At 55.6% G+C, this 16,077-nt stretch carries 15 protein-coding genes and 1 tRNA gene (1 of these 16 only partly in view); 9 read left to right on the top strand and 7 right to left on the bottom strand.

Annotated features, from left to right (window positions below):
* Positions 1–3 precede the first annotated feature (3 nt).
* The 5 genes from OS189_RS04455 to OS189_RS04435 all read left to right on the top strand — a co-directional run bounded on the left by OS189_RS04455 (position 4) and on the right by OS189_RS04435 (position 5,899).
* A complete protein-coding gene (locus tag OS189_RS04455; protein WP_267166089.1) occupies positions 4–1,287 on the top strand; it encodes an ABC transporter substrate-binding protein in 1,284 nt (427 codons plus the stop codon).
* A gap of 72 nt (positions 1,288–1,359) precedes the next feature.
* Positions 1,360–2,193: an ABC transporter ATP-binding protein gene (locus OS189_RS04450; protein WP_267166088.1), complete on the top strand. Its 834-nt coding sequence runs from the start codon at positions 1,360–1,362 to the stop codon at positions 2,191–2,193.
* Positions 2,153–2,896 (top strand): VIT1/CCC1 transporter family protein, encoded by a 744-nt coding sequence (locus tag OS189_RS04445; protein ID WP_267166087.1) that lies wholly within the window; start codon positions 2,153–2,155, stop codon positions 2,894–2,896. Before OS189_RS04450 ends, OS189_RS04445 begins: the two co-directional genes overlap by 41 nt.
* A 63-nt stretch (positions 2,897–2,959) precedes the next feature.
* Positions 2,960–4,177, top strand: a complete 1,218-nt coding sequence (locus OS189_RS04440; protein ID WP_267166086.1) for a phenylacetate--CoA ligase family protein — start codon at positions 2,960–2,962, stop codon at positions 4,175–4,177.
* A 66-nt stretch (positions 4,178–4,243) separates the two neighbouring features.
* A complete protein-coding gene (locus tag OS189_RS04435; protein WP_267166085.1) occupies positions 4,244–5,899 on the top strand; it encodes an ABC transporter permease in 1,656 nt (551 codons plus the stop codon).
* Between the two features lie 97 nt (positions 5,900–5,996).
* Here OS189_RS04435 and yghU read toward each other — a convergent pair whose 3' ends face one another.
* The 3 genes from yghU to OS189_RS04420 all read right to left on the bottom strand — a co-directional run bounded on the left by yghU (position 5,997) and on the right by OS189_RS04420 (position 7,354).
* Positions 5,997–6,869, bottom strand: coding sequence for a glutathione-dependent disulfide-bond oxidoreductase (gene yghU, locus OS189_RS04430; protein WP_267166084.1), 873 nt, complete (start codon positions 6,867–6,869; stop codon positions 5,997–5,999).
* A gap of 200 nt (positions 6,870–7,069) precedes the next feature.
* A complete protein-coding gene (gene ykgO / locus OS189_RS04425) occupies positions 7,070–7,195 on the bottom strand; it encodes a type B 50S ribosomal protein L36 (protein WP_005850168.1) in 126 nt (41 codons plus the stop codon).
* A gap of 84 nt (positions 7,196–7,279) precedes the next feature.
* Positions 7,280–7,354: transfer RNA gene (locus tag OS189_RS04420), tRNA-Val, on the bottom strand.
* 151 nt (positions 7,355–7,505) lie between these two features.
* Between OS189_RS04420 and OS189_RS04415 the strand changes: the two genes are divergently transcribed.
* Positions 7,506–8,366, top strand: coding sequence for an N-formylglutamate amidohydrolase (locus tag OS189_RS04415; protein WP_267166083.1), 861 nt, complete (start codon positions 7,506–7,508; stop codon positions 8,364–8,366).
* Between the two features lie 73 nt (positions 8,367–8,439).
* On the opposite strand, the gene OS189_RS04410 is transcribed toward OS189_RS04415, so the two are convergent.
* The gene (locus tag OS189_RS04410) at positions 8,440–9,693 is read right to left on the bottom strand and encodes a DNA polymerase IV (RefSeq protein WP_267166527.1); all 1,254 of its coding nucleotides are present in this window, start codon (positions 9,691–9,693) and stop codon (positions 8,440–8,442) included.
* Positions 9,694–9,753: 60 nt separating this feature from the next.
* On the opposite strand from OS189_RS04410, the gene OS189_RS04405 reads away from it, so the two are divergent.
* Positions 9,754–10,197: an NUDIX hydrolase gene (locus tag OS189_RS04405; RefSeq protein WP_267166082.1), complete on the top strand. Its 444-nt coding sequence runs from the start codon at positions 9,754–9,756 to the stop codon at positions 10,195–10,197.
* 187 nt (positions 10,198–10,384) lie between these two features.
* Here OS189_RS04405 and pyrF read toward each other — a convergent pair whose 3' ends face one another.
* Together pyrF and OS189_RS04395 are read right to left on the bottom strand one after the other, a co-directional pair.
* The gene (pyrF, locus tag OS189_RS04400) at positions 10,385–11,092 is read right to left on the bottom strand and encodes an orotidine-5'-phosphate decarboxylase (RefSeq protein ID WP_267166081.1); all 708 of its coding nucleotides are present in this window, start codon (positions 11,090–11,092) and stop codon (positions 10,385–10,387) included.
* A 222-nt stretch (positions 11,093–11,314) separates the two neighbouring features.
* Complete coding sequence (locus OS189_RS04395; protein WP_267166080.1) at positions 11,315–11,629, bottom strand: orotidine 5-phosphate decarboxylase; 315 nt, start codon at positions 11,627–11,629, stop codon at positions 11,315–11,317.
* A gap of 364 nt (positions 11,630–11,993) precedes the next feature.
* Between OS189_RS04395 and clpB the strand changes: the two genes are divergently transcribed.
* Positions 11,994–14,609, top strand: a complete 2,616-nt coding sequence (gene clpB / locus OS189_RS04390; protein WP_267166079.1) for an ATP-dependent chaperone ClpB — start codon at positions 11,994–11,996, stop codon at positions 14,607–14,609.
* Between the two features lie 112 nt (positions 14,610–14,721).
* Here the strand turns inward: clpB and OS189_RS04385 are convergent, their stop codons facing one another.
* A complete protein-coding gene (locus OS189_RS04385) occupies positions 14,722–15,204 on the bottom strand; it encodes a fasciclin domain-containing protein (protein ID WP_267166078.1) in 483 nt (160 codons plus the stop codon).
* 353 nt (positions 15,205–15,557) lie between these two features.
* Between OS189_RS04385 and msrP the strand changes: the two genes are divergently transcribed.
* Positions 15,558–16,077, top strand: the 5' portion of a protein-coding gene (msrP, locus tag OS189_RS04380; protein WP_267166077.1) for a protein-methionine-sulfoxide reductase catalytic subunit MsrP. It continues 392 nt past the right edge of the window; 520 of the gene's 912 nt are visible here — the first part of the coding sequence; it begins with the start codon at positions 15,558–15,560; its stop codon lies off the right edge, out of view.

Raw genomic sequence — 16,077 nt, 5'->3', positions numbered from 1 at the left:
CCGATGAAATATAAACTAGGTACAATGGCCATTGCAGGCCTTATGGCGGCGAGCCCAGTGATGGCAGACCTTGTATTCCCGTCGCTCAGCTATCGCACAGGCCCTTATGCGGCAGGCGGTATTCCGTTTGCGGATGGCTATGCAGACTATTTCACCATGTTGAATGCGCGGGATGGCGGAATTGGCGGCGTAATGACATCCGTTCCTGAATGTGAAACAGGCTATAACACCGAAAAGGGTGTTGAGTGCTACGAGAGCCTTAAGGGCGGCGGCGGGCTGGTGTACCAGCCATTGTCCACAGGTATCACATACCAGTTGATCCCGAAAACCACTGCGGATGATATTCCGATGCACACGATGGGCTATGGCCGCACGTCTGCAAAAAATGGTGAAGTGTTCACGCACACGTTCAACTATCCTGCGAACTACTGGGATGGTGCATCGGGTGCGATCAACTATCTTCTGGCCGAAAACGGTGGTGATCTGAAGGGCAAAAAAATTGCACTGGTCTATCACAACTCTGCTTATGGCAAAGAGCCGATCCGCACGCTGACCGAGCTGAGCGAAAAGCATGGCTTTGAGTTTAAGGAAGTGCCGGTGGATCACCCCGGACAGGAGCAGAAATCGCAGTGGCTGCAGATTCGCCGCGATAAGCCTGATTATGTGATCATGTATGGCTGGGGCGTAATGAACCAGGTTGCTGTTCAGGAAGCGGCAAACATCCGGTTCCCGATGGAAAACTTCATCGGCGTCTGGTGGTCCGGTTCCGAGAATGACGTGTTGGCGGCTGGCGAGGCCGCGGACGGATACAAGGCGTTGACCTTCCACGGTGTTGGCAAGGATTTCCCCGTGTTTGACGACATCCAGAAGCATGTCGTGGACGCAGGTAAAGCGGCGGGTGCCGGTGACCAGATCGGTACGGTTTTGTACAACCGTGGTCTGTATGCCGCGATGCTGGCTGCCGAAGCTGCGAAGACAGCGCAAGAGATCCACGGTGTCACCGAAATCAACGCATCCCAGATGCGGGATGGCATGGAAGCGCTGGAAATGACCGAAGAGAAGATGGCCGCACTTGGCCTGCCGAACTTTGGGCCGGCGTTCAAGGTGTCGTGCCAGAACCACGGTGGTGACGGCCTTGTTGGTGTGACCCAGTGGGACGCGAAAGCCAAGACATGGACGCTGGTTTCCGACTTTGCAGCAACCGACAAAGAGCTGATTGACAGTTTGGTTGCGGAAGACTCCTCAGCATACGCGGCGGAAAATAATATCGAGCCTGCTTGCCAGTAAGCTGCTTTTTCTCTGGCCGCGGCAAGGGCGGCGGCCAGAGATGCCGAGAATTTCAAAAAGGGTACAAGGGATATGTTGGACGTAAACGCCGCTGAAGTTCAGGTTGATAACCTGCTTGAGGTGAACAACATCGAAGTGATCTACAATTCAGTTATCCTTGTACTGAAGGGTGTAAGCCTGAATGTGCCAAAGGGTGGTATCACCGCTTTGCTGGGCGGCAATGGTGCTGGTAAGACGACCACACTCAAGGCGATATCTGGGTTGCTGGCATCTGAGCGGGGCGAAGTGACCAAGGGCTCGATCAAGTATCGTGGTGACCCGATCCAGGACCGTGATCCGGCTGAGACGGTCAAGAGTGGCGTCGTGCAGGTGATGGAAGGCCGTCACTGCTTTGAGCACCTGACGATTGAAGAAAACCTTTTGACGGGTGCGTACACGCGCAGCGACGGCAAAGGCGCAATCGCCGATGATCTTGAAATGGTCTATAATTACTTCCCGCGCCTGCGCGAGCGGCGCAAATCACAGGCGGGATATACTTCCGGCGGCGAGCAGCAGATGTGCGCCATGGGCCGCGCGCTGATGAGCCGCCCCGAAACGATCCTGCTGGACGAGCCTTCGATGGGGCTGGCCCCGCAGCTGGTTGAACAGATTTTCGAGATTGTGAAATCGGTCAATGAAAAGGAAGGAGTGACCTTCCTTCTAGCCGAGCAAAATACAAACGTAGCACTGCGGTTTGCGCATTATGGCTACATCCTCGAAAGCGGTCGGGTTGTGATGGATGGCCCTGCAAAAGATTTGCGTGAAAATCAGGATGTGAAAGAGTTCTATCTTGGTATGTCCGATGAGGGCCGCAAATCTTTCCGTGATGTGCGCAGCTATCGCCGGCGCAAACGCTGGCTGTCCTGAATTGGCCCCGTCCGCACATAGCGATGATCCGCACCTGATAGAGCGGGTTTCGTGGCTGCGTGCTGCCGTGATGGGTGCGAATGACGGCATCGTTTCGACAGCTTCAATTATTGTCGGTGTTGCTGCTGCTGATCCTTCTCCACGTGCGGTCCTGATTGCAGGTGGTGCGGGGCTTGCTGCTGGCGCGATGTCGATGGCAGCGGGGGAATACGTGAGCGTTTCATCACAGGCTGATCTGGAAGGGGCTGATATAGCCCGTGAACAACAGGCTTTGCAGGAAGATCCGGAAGGCGAGGAGGCAGAGCTGGGCGCCATATACGAAGAGCGGGGGCTATCCGCCGAGACGGCTGCATTGGTGGCGCGGGAGTTGACGCAGCATGATGCGTTGGGCGCGCACGTACGTGACGAGCTCGGCCTGAGTGAAGGACAAGCGGCACGCCCCCTGTTGGCAGCGGTTACGTCGGCAGTGACGTTCAGCATTTTTGCGTCAATTCCGTTGATTGCGGCGGTGCTGGCACCGCAAACTTCGGTGATTTCGGTCGTGGTGTTGACCACGCTGTTTGCCCTTGCCGCCTTGGGTGCGTTGGGTGCGCAGGCAGGCGGGGCCGCGCTGTTGCCCGCGACGGTGCGCGTTGTCTTCTGGGGTGGTCTGGCGATGGCTGTGACCGCCGCTGTGGGCAGCTTGTTCGGTGTGGCGGTGTAGGTTGGGAAATAACAGTCAAGGCGACGCATTGACGGTAGTGGAAGCAAAAACAAAGTGAGCAACATGACCCATTTCGACGATTTGGAAACCCGCAGCGCGGAACAGCGCGCCCAGCATCTGGCGACGGCATTGCCTGCGCAAATTGCACGTGCAAAAACGCTCGGCGGTTATGCCGGAACACTGGATGATGTGGATGCGCAGAGCATAACAAGTGTTGCTGCGCTTGCGTCCTTGCCGGTTTTACGCAAGTCCGATCTGGGGAAGGCCCAAGCCGCAAACCCGCCATTTGGCGGTTTGACGACCAAGCCGGCGCACGCGTTTTCCCATGTATTCCAGTCGCCTGGCCCGATTTATGAGCCTTCTTCGACTGATCCCGACTGGTGGCGCATGGGGCGTTTTCTGCACGCGATGGGAATTGGCGCCGGTGACATTGTGCAAAACTGCTTTGGCTATCATCTGACCCCTGCCGGGATGATTTTTGAAAGTGGCGCGCGTGCTGTGGGTGCAGCGGTGCTGCCTGCCGGAACAGGCCAGACAGAACTACAGGTCATTGCGGCCCGTGATATGGGAACAACCGCCTATGCAGGGACGCCGGATTACCTGAAAATCATTCTGGAAAAAGCCGACGAAATGGGGATTACTCTTTCGATAACACGCGCGGCAGTGGGTGGTGGCGCGCTGTTTCCGTCCCTGCGTGACTGGTACACTGCGCGGGGCATAACCTGCCTGCAATGTTATGCGACAGCCGATCTTGGAAATATCGCTTACGAATCTCCTGCCGCCGAGGGCATGATCGTGGACGAAAATGTGATTGTAGAGATTGTGACCCCCGGCACGGGCAACCCCGTACCGGATGGAGAAGTGGGCGAGATTGTCGTGACCACGCTGAACCCCGATTACCCGCTGATCCGCTTCGCCACCGGCGACATGAGCGCGGTGATGGAAGGGCAAAGCCCGTGCGGACGCACCAATATGCGCATCAAGGGCTGGATGGGTCGTGCGGACCAGACCACCAAGATCAAGGGTATGTTTGTCCGTCCCGAACAGGTGGCCCAATTGGTTGCGCATCATCCTGAAATCACCCGTGCCCGCATTATCGCGACCCGTGAAGCGGAACAGGACATGATGACAGTCAAGATTGAAACTGCCACGCCGGATGCAGACGCATACGCCCAATCGGTGAGCCAGCTTTTGAAGCTGAAAGGACGGATCGAGGTGGTTGAACCTGACAGCCTGCCGAAAGACGGTTTGGTGATCGAGGATTTGCGCCAGTACGATTAGAGGCGACTTGCGAGGCTGTGGCATCGGGGTACTTCCCTTTCTGACTGAAATAGTCGACATACAGCCATGGCTTATGCATCGATCCCTTCTTCCGGAAAAAAACGTGATGGCGCGCGCGCGCTGTCCGGACTTGCAATCCTTGTTGCGGCTCTGTGCGCGCTGCCGATGGTTGCGGTGTTTCTGGCGGCTGTTTCAGGCGGCACGGATACCGTGCAGCATCTGGCGCAAACCGTCCTCGGCGGGTACGTTCGCACAACTTTTGCACTGGTTGTTCTGGTGGCCTTCGGCACTTTTTCCATCGGTGTAGGTGCTGCGTGGCTTGTCACGATGACCCGCTTTCCGGGTGCCCGCATTTTTGAAATTGCGCTTGTGCTGCCGTTGGCATTTCCCGCCTATGTTTTGGCGTATGCCTATACGCATGTGCTGGACCATCCGGGAATTGTGCAAACCACGCTGCGGGATGTGACAGGATGGGGGCCACGTGATTACTGGTTTCCTGAAATCCGCTCTCTGGGTGGGGCCGCGGCGATGTTGGTGTTGGTGCTGTATCCGTATGTTTATCTGCTGGCCCGCGCGGCCTTTTTACAGCAAAGCGGCACCACGTTTCTGGCTGCGCGTGCGCTTGGATCATCACCGTGGGCGGCGTTTTTCAAGGTAAGCCTGCCCCTTGCGCGACCTGCCATTGCCGCTGGCGTTCTGCTCACTGTGATGGAAACTATCGCCGATTTCGGGACGGTTGCATATTTCGGGGTACAGACCTTTGCCACGGGGATCTATACCAGTTGGTTTTCCTTGTTTGACCGTACAGGTGCCGCGCAACTGGCACTGTGTCTGCTCAGCTTTGCCCTGTTTCTTGCAATGTTGGAAAGATTGCAGCGCGGAGATGCGAAATACCATGATCCCTCCCGCCAGACCAAAGCGGCAGCGCCACTGGTGCTGCGTGGGACAAGTGCTGTGTTGGCGACGATGCTTTGCACCATTCCTGTTGTCTTCGGGGCGGTGCTACCGATTATCGTGCTTTTCTATATGGGGCTGGGATCCGAGCAGAACCTGCTGAGTACGCGATATCTGGGTTTCATACATAACTCTGCGATACTGGCATCTACGGCAGCGGTGGTCACTGTGCTGGCCGCAATTAGCGTCGGGTTTTTCCAGCGTATGCGCAGCGGTCGATTGTCACAATCTGCCGCATATGTTGCAAGATTGGGATACGCAGTGCCGGGCGGCGTGATCGCCGTTGGTTTGCTAGTGCCGTTTGCGGCCTTCGACAATGCGCTGGATGCATGGATGCGCGCAACCTTTGATATCTCGACCGGATTGCTGATCACGGGGTCAATCTGGCTGCTGGTGATCGCGTATATGGTGCGATTCCTGGCAGCGGCGCTGGGAGCGTATGAAGGCGGTCAGGCGATGGTGCATATGAATATGGATGCCGCGTCACGCTCGCTCGGGCAGGGGCCGATGGGGACATTGCGCCGCGTGCATCTGCCAATTCTTGCGCCCAGCTTGCTTACTGCGCTGTTGATCGTGTTTGTGGACGTGATGAAAGAACTGCCTGCGACGCTGATTATGCGGCCCTTCAATTTTGATACACTTGCGGTACAGGCGTACCGGCTTGCGAGTGACGAACGGCTTGAGGGGGCAGCGGTACCGAGCCTTGTGATTGTCGCGATGGGGCTGTTGCCTGTGATCCTGATTTGCAGGCAGGTCGGGCGGCGCTAGACTTCGGGCCGAATGCGCGGCGTGAGGGATGGATTAAGTTTATAGGAAAATTGAAGAAGATGAGGTGCGCGCCGATGTTCCGGCGCGCACCGGACCGTTAGTCCTTTGCAATCTTGTCTTGGGTTTTGGTTTCGAAATCAGATGCATCGTGGCGTTCATGTAGCTGCATGGACAGATCGTCTCCGAAGGCACGGTTTACCATTCGACCACGGGTTACAGCAGGGCGGGCATCAATTTTCTCTGCCCACCGCATGACGTTCTTATAGCTTGCCACATCCAAAAACTTTGCCGCATCATAAAGCCGCCCCAGCACAAGCTGGCCATACCATGCCCAGATCGCGATGTCGGCAATAGAATACTCGCCGGCAAACCACTCATGATCGGCCAGATGGCGATCAAGTACGTCCAGTTGGCGCTTTGCTTCCATAGAGAAGCGGTTGATCGGATATTCGTACTTTTCAGGTGCGTAAGCGTAAAAGTGGCCAAATCCCCCTCCCAGATAGGGGGCCGAACCCATCTGCCAGAAAAGCCAGCTCATCATCTCGGTTCGTTGTGCAGGGTCTTTCGGGATGAAGGCCCCGAATTTTTCCGCGAGATACAGCAGGATTGCACCGCTTTCGAATACACGCTGCGGCGCTTCTGTTGAATGATCCATCAGAGCAGGAATTTTGGAATTCGGGTTCACTTCGACGAAGCCCGAGCTGAACTGGTCACCTTCTCCGATGTTGATCAGCCACGCATCATATTCCGCTCCTGTATGACCTGCGGCCAACAGCTCTTCCAGCAGTATGGTCACTTTGACACCATTAGGGGTCGCTAGGGAGTAGAGTTGCAGAGGATGCTTGCCGATGTTGAGATCTTTGTCGTGTGTGGGGCCAGCGATGGGGCGGTTGATTGACGCGAATTTTCCGCCGCTTTCTGCTTCCCACTCCCAGACTTCCGGTGGTGTATATGTAAGGTCGCTTGCCATCTAAGGCTCCTTTCGAAGTGATGCTGTCGAGGTGCAAGTTAAGCCAGCGTAGCTGCAGCGCAAGGGCCAGCGGTGGATCGATCGGCGAATGCAGGGGCAATGATGGAGGTTGGCGAACAATTTTCGGGATAAAAAGAATGCCGACGCAAAAAAGGCTGCTCCGGAGAGAGCAGCCTTTTTAGAATTATTTCAAATCAGCTTTAGCCTTGGCGGGCTTTGAAGCGTCTCTGGGTCTTGTTGATCACGTAAACGCGGCCTTTGCGACGCACAACACGGCAGTCGCGGTGCCGGTTCTTGAGCGAGCGGAGCGAATTGCGAACTTTCATAGGTCCGATCCTTCCAAGTTGTGGCGCGGGCCAGCGCCGGGTTACGGGCAGCATGTTCACAAAATGAACACGCCAGAGAATACATGGTGGACGATACTGGGATCGAACCAGTGACCCCTTCGATGTCAACGAAGTGCTCTACCGCTGAGCTAATCATCCACTTATATAAACGCCGAGCACCGCCCCCAACCAAAATTGGGCGCAAAAGCACTGCGCTGTCCGGCTGCTATAAAAGGAGTCGTCAGTGTGATCAAGGGCTTTTGGCTTTGTAATAAACTAGGCTATGTCTTTTGTGACGAAGGAGACCATTATGCCATCCGCTGCCTTTGATGTTTCGCTGCCGGGCACGCCCACATCCTGTGTGGTCTTTGCCTCCCCACACTCGGGGCGGGACTATTCTTGGTCGTTCATGCGAAAGACAGTTCTGAACGAGCATGCGATTCGGTCCTCCGAAGATGCGTTTGTTGATCTGCTCTTTGAGTGTGCACCGCATTTCGGTGCGGCCTTTATCAAGGCGGGCGCGCCGCGCGCCTATGTCGATCTTAATCGCGCGCGCGATGAACTGGATCCGGCCCTGATAGAGGGGGTGCGCCGCGCAGGACATAATCCGCGAATAGCATCCGGCCTGGGTGTCATCCCGCGGGTCGTGGCCAACGGGCGTGCAATTTACCGGGGCAAAATGACAGTACACGAAGCGCAAGAGCGTATCGTGCAGTATTGGGAACCCTACCACAAACGTCTGCAATCCCTGCTTGACGCTGCCCATACACGTCACGGTCAAACCGTTCTTATCGATTGTCATTCGATGCCGCACGAAGCGATGAACGGAGTGGCCCGATCCGGAATGCGGCGGCCGGACGTTGTTCTTGGTGATAGATTTGGTGCCGCAGCAAGCGGAGATGTTGTAGACCGGACTGAAGAAGCTTTCGCTGACGCAGGCTTTGTCGTTACACGAAATACACCTTTCGCTGGGGCTTATATCACTCAGGCATACGGTAGGCCGGCCAAAGGCCAGCACGCTGTACAGGTCGAAATAGATCGCTCCCTTTACATGAACGAGCAATTGATTCGCCCAAACGGAGACTTCGAGGCTGTTCAGGCAGCCATACGAGACGTGGTTCAGAAAGTTGCCCGGATAGGAGAAGGGCAAGTACCGCTCGCCGCTGAATAGATCAGATTTCTTTTGGCCAGAAATGTCCCGGGGGTAATTGGCCGCAGGCCAATGGGGGCTGGCCCCCTGATTCTCAGCGAAGGGTACGCCCCTTAATAATGGCATTGGCACCAAACCGGTCGCGGATAACATCTGTCGCTCTTTCTGCGCCGGACCGCCGCGCAGCACCGGGGTCCAGTAGATCGCTTAGTCTATCCGCATCTGTTGCTTCGCTCAGATCCGCTATACCACAGCCAAGCAGCCGATAGGGTCCTTGCCCGTCCACCTGATCGAAAAGGCCGCGTGCGGTGCGGTATATCCTGTCTGCTAGTTGGGTCGGGTCGCTTAACGCCATGCGACGCGACAATAGCGTGTGGTTCGCGCGCTTGAGCTTTAGCGTAACCACACGTCCTGCCAGTCCTTTGGCCTTGGCGCGGTCCGAGACTTTTTCAGCCATACGCCAGATATGACCATCCAGAAGATCAGGGTCAGACGTATCTTCGCTAAATGTCGTCTCATTGGTGATGGATTTCATTGGAGAGTGCGCAGAAACACGGCGTTGATCCTTCCCGCGCGCCAAGTGGTAGAGGCGATCTCCCATGCCGCCGAACCTTGCAATCAGGTCTGCCTGCTCCCACCGTAGTAAATCGGAAAACGAGCGTATGCCTACTTTCTCCAATGAGGCCTGCGCCGCAGCACCTACGCCCCATATCATGCGCACCGGCTTATCACTCAGAAACGCCATGGTCTCGGCTTTGCCAATTACGGAAAATCCGTGTGGCTTATCCAGGTCGGATGCGACTTTCGCCAGAAACTTATTATGGCTCAGACCAATTGACCCGGTCAGTCCCAAATCGGTTTTCATCCGTCGTACCAATCGTGCAAGCATAACTGCCGGGGGCGCACCATGTAATCTTGTGGTGCCACTCATGTCTAAAAACGCCTCGTCCAACGACAGCGGTTCTATGGCAGGCGTGAGTTCTTCCATCATCTCACGGATCGCGCGGGAAGCTTTGACGTATTCTTCCATGCGCGGGCGGATCACGACAGCTTCCGGGCAAAGCTTGAGCGCCTGAAACATCGGCATCGCGGACCGCACGCCACGAATGCGCGCAACATAGCAGGCAGTAGAAACGACACCGCGCCGCCCACCCCCGATGATTACCGGCTTGCCTTCAAGGGCCGGATTGTCACGTTTCTCGACCGATGCATAGAAAGCATCGCAATCCATATGGGCGATGTTCAGATCCCATAGCTCGTCATGTCTTGTCACGCGCGGACTGGCGCAGGCGGGGCACCGGCGCTCTGTGTCAAATTGGGTCAGGCAATCGCGGCAGAGTGCGGGCATGGCGGGGATTGTGATCTGTTGCTGGATGTCCAATCATAAACCCCACGAGCGGAGAATCCCATGCAATTCGACATTACTCCTTACGACGGTGAGCCGTTTGGCGGCGCAAAACTGGCATTGTACCTCGGCACCAGTTTGGCAGTCATTCTGCGCGACGCAACACCAGGCCTGATATTTGCCGACCATTGGGACCTTCCGGGGGGTGGACGCGAAGGAAATGAAACACCACTTACCTGTGCCTTGCGTGAGTGTCGCGAAGAACTGGGGCTGGAGGTGCCGGAGCAATCTGTTCAATGGGGCCGCAAATTTTACGAAGGTGATATCGCAAAGTGGTTTTTTGTGGCGCAGATGCCGCAGAGGGAAATGGGAAACATAGAATTCGGTAATGAGGGGCAAGAATGGAAATTAATGCGTGAACAGACATTTTTGAATCACAATAAAGCGGTGCCTGCCTTTCAGGCTCGACTGGCTGTCTGGATTGCTGAAAGGGATGCAACGATATGAAATTTACATATTTCACGAAAAGACCCCCCGCTGCGTCTAGCGGGGGGGAAGGTGACGAACATAAGGAAGAACCAGTTCGTCGGGGAGTATCACCGTATTTACGTTAGCATGAATTAGCTTTTTGACATAGTCGGTGATTCCTGACCGATAGGTCAAAAGCTGTTAATGTGATGGATTTGGCACACGGCTAGGTTGTTCTGGACACACCCGACATTTCTGTCACAATATCGCGCGCCGCCTGCGCGGGGTCATCAGCGCGATGGATTGGGCGGCCAACCACGACGTGATCTGCACCGTTTTCAATTGCAAATGCCGGTGTTGTAACGCGTTTCTGATCCCCCAGTACCGCACCCGCAGGGCGCACACCGGGAGTCACGATCAGCTTTCCGTCTGCTTCGGGTTGCGCGCGGATCATCGCGGCTTCCTGTGGGGAGGCGATGACTCCATCCGCGCCCGCTTCGAAGGCGCGAAGCGCCCGCGTAACAACCAGTTCGGGAAGTTCGCCATCACGGATCAGGCAGGCATTCAGATCATCGCGGTCCAGTGACGTGAGAATAGTCACACCCAGAATCTTCAGATTGCTTCCGGCAGCGCCCTCTTTTGCGGCGCGCACCACATGGGGATCGCCATGCACGGTTAAAAAATCCATATCAAACTGCGCCAGACCGCGCACTGCTGCCTCGACTGTAGCACCGATATCAAACAGTTTCATATCAAGGAATATCCGCTTCCCGTGCTCCTGCTTTAGCTCGTTGGCGAGTGCCAGACCGCCCCCGGTGAGCATGCCCAAACCGATTTTGTAAAAATTCGCGGCATCTCCGATCCGCTTGGCCATCTCAAGACCGGCAAGAGCATTGGGAACATCAAGGGCAACAATCAGGCGGTCATCAGACATGGGCAGGCTCCATCAGGGCAAAAAATTCGGCAAACGTCTTGCGGCATATGGCATGAAGCAGGGGCTGTACAGAAAAAAGGCCCGATCACGCATTGCGGATCGGGCCCAAGTCTCAGAGACAGTGCAGGCAGGCAAGCGTCTCTGGTATTGCATAGCGGCCATATGTGCAGGGACAGTGCTTCAACATGACCAGTCGCTATGCAAATACGAATTCAATTCCGATCAGGCAGCCTGATCGGATGAAGAAAAGCCAAGTTGCGCTAACCACACACGCGGATCAAATCGTGGGCGCACTGCACGTAAGTGCGGCGCACGGTTGCGAATTTGCGAATAAAGGCTGTTTTTCGATTTGTTGCGGCGCAGTGCCTGTTTGGAAAGGCCTTTTGCGGCATCTTCAAAGCTCATGGTTATTGGTGCTTCGATGGCACAAGGGTATTTAACGGCGCTCTGGCCCTTATTAACAGTTACCAACGCTTCAAAACATTGAGTACTGGCGTTATAGATAACATCGCTCATCTGAATTGTTGTCTGTGTCATTCTCAAAACCTCGTATGCTCCTGAATTTATGGTGGAGCTTTGTTTGCCTCTGATAAGTATTTGGGCACTTCTGATAATAAAATAACTATTAACATCGATAAAAGTTTCCCCCTCCGCCTGCTAAAACCTTAAAGTGTTTTAATTCAACTTGAGAACAATAGCTTAAGATAGGTGGAAATTCGCCTATCACATGCCTGCATGCCTTTCGCCCGCAAGTGTTGACCGGGTCGCATAAAAAAAATTGGTTTGTTCATGGGCTTGATAAGGGGCGGAAAATTCCCAGATAATAACCGTGAGGTTCACACATCGGTATGCCGCTAAGCGGGTGCCGGAAAGTGGACGCTTTTTTATATAGGAGATACCCATGGACCTGAGCAAGTTCACGGAGCGGTCGCGCGGTTTTGTGCAAGCGGCCCAAACAATTGCAACACGCGACAGCCATCAGCGGCTGGCACCCGAGCATCTGCTGAAAGCGCTTATGGATGATGAAGAGGGGCTTGCGAGCAATCTCATTAATGCATCTGGCGGCAATGCGTCGTCAGTAAAGGAAGCGGTTGATCTGGCGCTGGGCAAAATGCCCAAGGTCATGGGCGATGCTGCGCAAACATATCTGGATGGTGCGACCACGCGCGTACTAGCTGAAGCCGAAGCGTTGGCGAAGAAAGCTGGCGACAGCTTTGTGCCCGTCGAGCGTATGCTGATGGCGCTTTGCATGGTGAAATCCGGTGCCAAGACTGCGCTTGAGGCTGGAAACGTCTCTGCGCAGGCCCTGAACAGTGCAATCAACGATCTTCGCAAGGGGCGCACCGCTGACAGTGCCAGCGCCGAAGACGGCTATGATGCGTTGAAGAAATACGCTCAGGATCTGACTGCGCGTGCCGAAGAGGGAAAGATTGACCCGATCATCGGTCGTGACGAGGAAATCCGCCGTGCAATGCAGGTGCTGAGCCGCCGGACCAAGAACAACCCCGTTCTGATAGGTGAACCCGGTGTCGGTAAGACGGCGATTGCGGAAGGTCTTGCCTTGCGTATCATTAACGGTGACGTGCCTGAAAGCCTGCGCAACAAGCGATTGCTTGCGCTGGACATGGGCGCGTTAATCGCCGGCGCCAAATATCGCGGTGAGTTCGAAGAACGCCTGAAGGCTGTGTTGACAGAGGTGACCGAAGCCGCTGGCGAAGTGATCCTGTTCATTGACGAGATGCATACGCTGGTCGGTGCCGGTAAGGCAGATGGCGCTATGGATGCGGCCAACCTGATTAAACCTGCCCTTGCGCGCGGCGAATTGCATTGTATCGGTGCGACCACGCTGGACGAGTATCGCAAGTACGTGGAAAAAGACGCCGCACTTGCGCGCCGGTTCCAGCCGGTGATGGTTCTGGAGCCGACGGTAGAAGACACCATAAGCATTCTGCGCGGTATTAAAGAGAAGTACGAGTTGCATCACGGTGTTCGTATTAGCGACAGTGCATTGGTTGCGGCGGCTACGCTAAGCCACCGTTATATCACTGACCGCTTTCTGCCCGACAAGGCAATCGACCTGATGGACGAAGCCAGCAGCCGTTTGCGGATGGAGGTAGACAGCAAGCCCGAAGAACTGGACGCTCTGGACCGTCAGGTGTTGCAGTTGCAGATCGAGGAAGAAGCGTTGAAGCTAGAGGACGATCAGGCCTCTAAGGATCGACTTGAAACGCTGCAAAAGGATCTGGCAGAACTGCAAGAGCGCAGTGCCGAAATGACAGCCGCTTGGCAGGCAGAGCGTGACAAGCTGGAAGGTGCACGCGAGATCAAGGAAAAGCTGGACCGTGCGCGTGCCGATCTCGATATCGCAAAGCGGGACGGTAATCTGGCGAAGGCGGGTGAGCTGTCCTACGGCGTTATTCCGCAGCTTGAGCGGGATCTGCTTGAGGCCGAAAGCCGTGAAGACGGTGTGATGGTCGAGGAAGCAGTGCGCCCCGACCAGATTGCATCTGTCGTGGAGCGCTGGACAGGCATCCCTGCCGGCAAAATGCTGGAGGGCGAGCGTGACAAGTTGTTGCGTATGGAAGAGCAGTTGCACGCCCGTGTGATTGGTCAGGATCAGGCCGTAAAGGCGGTCGCCAACGCTGTACGCCGTTCGCGCGCAGGTCTGAACGACGAAGACCGTCCCTTGGGCAGCTTCCTGTTCCTCGGGCCAACAGGTGTGGGTAAAACAGAGCTGACCAAAGCTGTGGCCGAGTTCATGTTTGACGACGACAACGCCATGGTGCGGATCGACATGTCGGAGTACATGGAGAAACACGCCGTTGCCCGCCTGATTGGTGCGCCTCCGGGGTATGTCGGATATGATGAGGGGGGTGTTTTGACTGAAGCCGTTCGCCGCCGTCCGTATCAGGTGGTATTGTTCGACGAGGTCGAAAAAGCCCACCCCGATGTGTTCAACGTGCTGTTGCAGGTGCTCGACGATGGTGTGCTGACAGACGGACAGGGCCGGACCGTGGATTTCAAGCAGACGCTTATTATCCTTACGTCCAACCTTGGTGCCCAAGCGCTCAGCTTGGCGCCCGAAGGCAGCGACATGGTGCAGGCAAAGAAGGACGTGATGGAGGCTGTGCGCGCACACTTCCGCCCCGAATTCCTGAACCGTCTGGACGAGACGATCATCTTCGACCGCCTCAACCGTGAAAACATGGACGGGATTGTCACAATCCAGATGGCACGTCTGCTCAAACGTCTTGCCGCGCGCAAGATCGAGCTGGCGCTAGACGATGACGCGCGCAAATGGCTGGCGGACGAAGGCTATGACCCTGTGTTCGGCGCAAGGCCGCTAAAGCGTGTGATCCAGTCGGCGCTGCAGAACCCGTTGGCAGAGATGCTGTTGGCAGGTGATGTAAATGACGGCGATGTCGTTCCGGTGACTGTCGGTCCGGACGGGTTGATCATCGGGGATAGAATATCCTCCAGCAACCGGCCAAAGCCTGACGAGGCAACGGTTCACTAACCGGATATAGAAACCAAAAAGGCCCACAGTGATGTGGGCCTTTTCATTATGAATTGTCTTTCATATGCATCGCGCAGGGCAAACAGAAACGATCCCGCAATTGCGAGACGTTTTACGAATCCGGCATAATCACTTTGTCGATCACATGGATCACGCCGTTTGTCGCCTCGATATCTGCGGTGGTGACAGTCGCATCATCCACCATCACACCATTGTCGAGATCGATCATCACTGTGTCACCGTTTACAGTGGCCGCTTCCATATCGTCCGTCAGGTCTGTTGACATCACCTTCCCGGCGATAACGTGATAGGTCAGGATGCTTGTCAGCATTTCCTTGTTTTCGGGTTTCAACAGGTCTTCGACAGTCCCTTCGGGCAATGCTGCAAAAGCAGCGTCCGTCGGCGCGAATACGGTGAACGGCCCTTCGCTTTTCAGGGTTTCAACCAGACCGGCAGCTTCGGCTGCGGCGAGCAGCGTGCCAAAGTCACCCGCGGCGTTGGCTGTATCTACGATGTCTTTTGCATGCCCTGCGGCGAATGCGGCAGTCGCCAGTGCAGCAGCGGCTGTGAGGGACAGAACAGTTGTACGAAACATGGTATTCTCCTTGAAAGAATGTGCGATGCTTGTTGTTGCATCGAAAGAGATACGCAGGGCGGGGCTGGACAGTTTAGTCTGAACAGCAGTTATTCCGCTGACAGGTGCGATCGGCCGACAAACCTGCCTTTTTCGGGCAAGATTCTGCCGGAGTTCCGACTGCCACGCACAGTCCCGCTAAATCGGGCGAAAAAGATACGCCACATCGGCCGCAGAGCTGGACGCGTCGCAATTGCGATTTAGAGGCGCTGCAATTGCTGACAATAGAGTGTGCCGGATGAAATGTGGCGCAAAACCAATTGGTCCCGCGCATCAGTCGCCTTAGGTGTAGTTCAACAGTAAGGAGACAACCAATGGCGATGCGCTGGAAAAACACGCTTAAAGAATCCGATGTCACCGAGGAGACTGCATTTCTGAACCGCAGGCAACTGATGGGCAGCGCTGCGGCGGGATTGGGGCTGGCCGCGATTGGCGCAACAGGTACACGTGCGGCAGCACAAGATCTGCAACCCAACGCTTACGAAGACATCACACTATATAACAACTACTATGAGTTCGGCACGGGAAAGGATGACCCCGCCCGCTACGCAGGCCAGCTGACCACACAGCCGTGGAGCGTTAAGATCGACGGTCTGGTCGACAATCCCGGCGATTACGCCTTTGAAGACATTATAAAGGCCATGACCATCGAAGAACGAATCTACCGTTTCCGCTGTGTCGAGGCGTGGTCAATGGTGATCCCGTGGAACGGTTTTGAACTGGCCGATCTGCTGGGCATGGCTGGTGTACAGTCGGGTGCGAAATACGTCGCATTTGAAACTGCCCTGCGCCCTGACGAGATGCCGGGCGTGAAATACCCAGTGCTGGAATGGC

It is taken from the genome of Sulfitobacter sp. F26169L (genome assembly GCF_026410285.1).
GTDB lineage: Bacteria > Pseudomonadota > Alphaproteobacteria > Rhodobacterales > Rhodobacteraceae > Sulfitobacter.
Note: the sequence above shows the minus strand (reverse complement) of the source record. Positions and strands in the feature narration are given on the sequence as shown.

Bases quoted from the DNA above. Each gene is read 5' to 3' on its own strand.
- clpB (WP_267166079.1), top strand. From the start codon at position 11,994: ATGGACCTGAGCAAGTTCACGGAGCGGTCGCGCGGTTTTGTGCAAGCG.
- OS189_RS04435 (WP_267166085.1), top strand. From the start codon at position 4,244: ATGGCTTATGCATCGATCCCTTCTTCCGGAAAAAAACGTGATGGCGCG.
- OS189_RS04385 (WP_267166078.1), bottom strand. From the start codon at position 15,204: ATGTTTCGTACAACTGTTCTGTCCCTCACAGCCGCTGCTGCACTGGCG.
- ykgO (WP_005850168.1), bottom strand. From the start codon at position 7,195: ATGAAAGTTCGCAATTCGCTCCGCTCGCTCAAGAACCGGCACCGCGAC.
- yghU (WP_267166084.1), bottom strand. From the start codon at position 6,869: ATGGCAAGCGACCTTACATATACACCACCGGAAGTCTGGGAGTGGGAA.
- pyrF (WP_267166081.1), bottom strand. From the start codon at position 11,092: ATGTCTGATGACCGCCTGATTGTTGCCCTTGATGTTCCCAATGCTCTT.
- OS189_RS04445 (WP_267166087.1), top strand. From the start codon at position 2,153: ATGTGCGCAGCTATCGCCGGCGCAAACGCTGGCTGTCCTGAATTGGCC.
- OS189_RS04395 (WP_267166080.1), bottom strand. From the start codon at position 11,629: ATGACACAGACAACAATTCAGATGAGCGATGTTATCTATAACGCCAGT.
- OS189_RS04440 (WP_267166086.1), top strand. From the start codon at position 2,960: ATGACCCATTTCGACGATTTGGAAACCCGCAGCGCGGAACAGCGCGCC.
- OS189_RS04415 (WP_267166083.1), top strand. From the start codon at position 7,506: ATGCCATCCGCTGCCTTTGATGTTTCGCTGCCGGGCACGCCCACATCC.
- OS189_RS04405 (WP_267166082.1), top strand. From the start codon at position 9,754: ATGCAATTCGACATTACTCCTTACGACGGTGAGCCGTTTGGCGGCGCA.
- OS189_RS04410 (WP_267166527.1), bottom strand. From the start codon at position 9,693: ATGCCCGCACTCTGCCGCGATTGCCTGACCCAATTTGACACAGAGCGC.
- OS189_RS04450 (WP_267166088.1), top strand. From the start codon at position 1,360: ATGTTGGACGTAAACGCCGCTGAAGTTCAGGTTGATAACCTGCTTGAG.
- OS189_RS04455 (WP_267166089.1), top strand. From the start codon at position 4: ATGAAATATAAACTAGGTACAATGGCCATTGCAGGCCTTATGGCGGCG.